This is a genomic window from Ancylobacter sp. VNQ12 (assembly GCF_049445835.1).
GTDB lineage: Bacteria > Pseudomonadota > Alphaproteobacteria > Rhizobiales > Xanthobacteraceae > Ancylobacter.
The window spans coordinates 1-1,017 of sequence record NZ_JBMSDU010000069.1; the positions used below are offsets into that span (position 1 = coordinate 1).

Here is a 1,017-nt window from a genome sequence, read left to right on the forward strand (position 1 = left end):
TTCTGGAGTTGAGCTCCAGGCTTTCACCTCTGACTTAACAATCCGCCTACGTGCGCTTTACGCCCAGTGATTCCGAACAACGCTAGCCCCCTTCGTATTACCGCGGCTGCTGGCACGAAGTTAGCCGGGGCTTCTTCTCCGACTACCGTCATTATCTTCGTCGGCGAAAGAGCTTTACAACCCTAAGGCCTTCATCACTCACGCGGCATGGCTGGATCAGGCTTGCGCCCATTGTCCAATATTCCCCACTGCTGCCTCCCGTAGGAGTCTGGGCCGTGTCTCAGTCCCAGTGTGGCTGATCATCCTCTCAGACCAGCTACGGATCGTCGCCTTGGTGCGCCTTTACCACACCAACTAGCTAATCCGACGCGGGTTCATCCAATGGCGATAAATCTTTCCCCTTGCGGGCACATACGGTATTATTTCCAGTTTCCCGGAGCTATTCCGTACCATTGGGCAGATCCCCACGTGTTACTCACCCGTCTGCCGCTCCCCTTGCGGGGCGCTCGACTTGCATGTGTTAAGCCTGCCGCCAGCGTTCGTTCTGAGCCAGGATCAAACTCTCAAGTTGAATGAGATTTTAATCTCGGCAATCATCGTCGCTTGCACTCAAAAACCTCTTGACGAGGTCGAGACATCGCCGCTCCCTTCGCAGGGATCGGGCGCCTCTTTGAGTAAAACGTATGACACCGTGTCTCATCCGACTTACTTCTGCCCGAAGGCTCGAGTAAGTCCGCAAGGACTCCGCCGTCCACGTTTCTCTTTCTTCCTATTAACCTGTCAAACAGCCGAAACCCGAAGGCTCCATATGGGGCTCAGCCCCGAAATCTCAACCCGACCCGAAGATCGGACGACCCTCAATCGAAGGCCTCTAACCTAAGGGCTCACACCCTTAAGCGGTCGACAGTTTTCCCGCCGGCGACTGCCGGTCCGAAGACCTCGTCTCTGTCGGGAGCAACCAGAGGAGCGTCAGCACCGCGTCAGCGGCGCGCCCCGTCGATGGCCGCTTTATAGGGG

The 1,017-nt window shown here is 56.6% G+C and carries 1 rRNA gene; it reads right to left on the reverse strand.

The features are described 5' to 3' along the window. Window positions 1-571, reverse strand: a 16S ribosomal RNA gene (locus ACO2RV_RS25115); the annotation flags it as partial. Window positions 572-1,017 lie beyond the last annotated feature (446 nt).